This window comes from Meiothermus sp., from assembly GCF_025056915.1.
GTDB lineage: Bacteria > Deinococcota > Deinococci > Deinococcales > Thermaceae > Meiothermus.
This window is the reverse complement of record NZ_JANWVH010000152.1, coordinates 1-2,502: the sequence shown is the minus strand read 5'-3', so window position 1 is coordinate 2,502 and position 2,502 is coordinate 1. Positions and strand designations below refer to the sequence as shown.

Here is a 2,502-nt window from a genome sequence, read left to right as displayed (position 1 = left end):
CGAAACCCCCGCGGGGGTGGCCAGTACGATGGCATCGGCCTGTATCCACTCTGCAGAGGTATGAATCAGCCAGCCTTTAGAGCGCTCGATTCCCCTCACCTGAGTGCCCAGACGGATGTCTACTGCAATTAGGCGGGCCTCCAAGGCCTGTACCAGGCGGCCCAAGCCCCCCTCAAGCGAGGCGAACAACTGTCCGGCTTCGCGGTTACCCCGAGCCTTGCGCTGGGCGATGGCCCCCCGGATCAGACTTCCGTGCTGCTGCTCAAGGGCCACAAGTTGCGGGAAAGCTGCCTGGGTCGAGAGTTCGTAGGGGTCACCCCCGTAAATGCCGCCCGTGAGTGGGGCTACCAGCCGTTCCCAGACCTGCCGCCCCAGCCTGCGCTCGATGAAAGCACCAAAAGCCTCATCGCCCTGAGGTCTTTTGGGAATGAACAAGTCGAGGAGGGCTCGAGCCTTGCCCAGGGGACTCAGCAGGGGGCTTTGTGCCAACGCCCGCAGATCGCCCGGCACCACCATTTGCAAGCCAGCGGGAATCGGCAGCGCTCGCCCGCCACTGTGGATGAGTGCTGCAGGTCTGGCAGGTGTGGTGCTCACTATTTCGGCCTCCAAACCCAGCTCGCACATCAATTCCAGAGCCCAAGGCTTATAGCGCACCACCGCGTCGGGGCCGCCCTCCAGTACGAAGCCCTGCTCGGCTACGGTAAGGATTTTGCCCCCCAGGCGATTTTCAGCCTCGAGCAGCGTAATTTGCAGGTCGGGCGCCGCCTGCCGGGCGTGATAGGCTGCAGAAAGGCCTGCGGCTCCCCCTCCAATTACCACCAGGTGCGCCACTAGTCCCCTTTCTGGGCAAAGCCTGCCCACTCCCGCAGCACCAGGTCACGCAACACCTCGATATAGTCGGGGTCGGCATTCAGGCTGCGGGTACGCAGCAGGCGCAACCCAAGCCGGGCCGCGGTGTTTTGCGCCTCGTAGTCGAGATCGTAGAAGACCTCGAGGTGATCCGAAGGAAAACCCACTGCGGTCACCACCACTTCGGCAAAGCCTGCTTGGCTGGCCTCCTCCAGCCTTTCGTTTACATCGGGCCCAATCCAGGGCTCCGGGGTGCGACCCGCCGACTGCCAGGCGGTGTCCCAGTGCGCCAGGCCCAGTTCCCGCGCCACCAGCTCGGCGGTGGTACGCACCTGGGTCTGATAGCGTCCGTCCTGGGCAGCTTTTTCCGGGATGGAGTGAGCCGTAAACAAAAAGAGCGCCTGCCCTGGCTCCCGCAACCGCCAGAGCTGTTCCAATACGCGGTTGGCCAGGGCCTGGATATAGCCGGGGTGGTCGTAATACTCTTCGACCAAGCGAAACGCCAGGGGATGGCCCAGCTCTTCCAGGGTTTCTTCCACCTTTTGGCGGTACTCGGCGATGCTGCGAGCCGAGAAGTGGGGGGCTGCCACAATGCCTACGGCCTGCTTGACCCCATCTTCGGCCATGGCCCGCACCGCCTCGGCAATGAAAGGGTGCCAGTGCTTGGTGCCGTGGTAGACGCGGGCAGGGCCTCGTACCCGGGGACCGGGAGAAGCAGTCAAGGGGGTGGGGTAAAGCGGCAGGCTGGCGTTCAGGGCGGCCTCGAGGCGAATAGCCTGCGCGTAGGTGATTTCGCTTAAGGGGCTGCGCCCGATCAAATGGTAGCGCTCCTCGAGCTCGGCCAAAAGCTCCGGGCTGGGGGGCCGCCCCCGGCGGATGTCGGTGTAGTAGGGCTCGATTTCCTCACGTCGGTAGGGGGTGCCGTAGGCCATCAACAGTACATTCATCGCAAACCTCAAGGGGCCTTAGGCCAGATCCGTCAGCACCTCGCGGATGTCTTTTTTGACACAGGTAAACATCGGGGTATCGCGTAGGGTGTACTGGCTGGCCTCGGTGAAACGCAGGCGTTGAACCAGATCCAAAAACTCCTGGGGGTAGTTGGAGTCGAAGGCCACCACAAACTCCTGGTCGTCGATGCCGTACGAATACGAGGTGTTAAGGGTCACACCGGTAAAGGGGGCCGAAACATAGATGTGTTCGTCCATCATGCCCTGCCGGGCCTGCGGGGAGAGGTCGTACAAGGCCGGGTCTTGATGAAGGGGTAGACGAACAGGTACTGACCCTGTCCTGGCAAAAGCTGCACCCCTTCCCCCTCGGGGTTGAAGCGGTCCACGTAGATGGAGCGCTTCTGCATGGAAAGGAATGAGTAGGGCTGGTTCAGGTAGCCGGCCAGGGCGGTGCGGTTCAGCTCACGCTGCATGGCCTGAAAATCGGGCACATGGAAGCTGATACGCCAGAGCATGAAGTCCACATCGGCCCGCAACCCCACCAGGCTGTAGGTCCGCAGGATAAAGCCCTCTCCGCGCCCTGCCCAGCGCTCGCAAACCTCGGCAAATTCAGCCTTGGCCGCCTCAACAAACTCTCGGCTCTGCCGGCGAAAGGCCGGGTCTAGCTTGAAGAAAGCGTAGTTCATGAACTGCCGCTTGGCCCGGT

Annotated in this window: 2 protein-coding genes and 1 pseudogene; all 3 read right to left on the bottom strand. The window is 62.5% G+C overall.

The window, feature by feature from the left end:
* Window positions 1–831 (bottom strand): protoporphyrinogen oxidase (gene hemG, locus NZN28_RS14300; protein ID WP_295399289.1); only part of this gene is annotated, 831 nt, incomplete at its 3' end.
* Entirely contained in the window at window positions 831–1,796 is a 966-nt protein-coding gene (gene hemH / locus NZN28_RS14295) for a ferrochelatase (RefSeq protein ID WP_295399287.1), read from the bottom strand. The genes hemH and hemG, both read right to left, overlap by 1 nt.
* 18 nt (window positions 1,797–1,814) lie before the next feature.
* Window positions 1,815–2,482, bottom strand: a pseudogene (locus NZN28_RS14290) (chlorite dismutase family protein).
* Window positions 2,483–2,502: the final 20 nt, after the last annotated feature.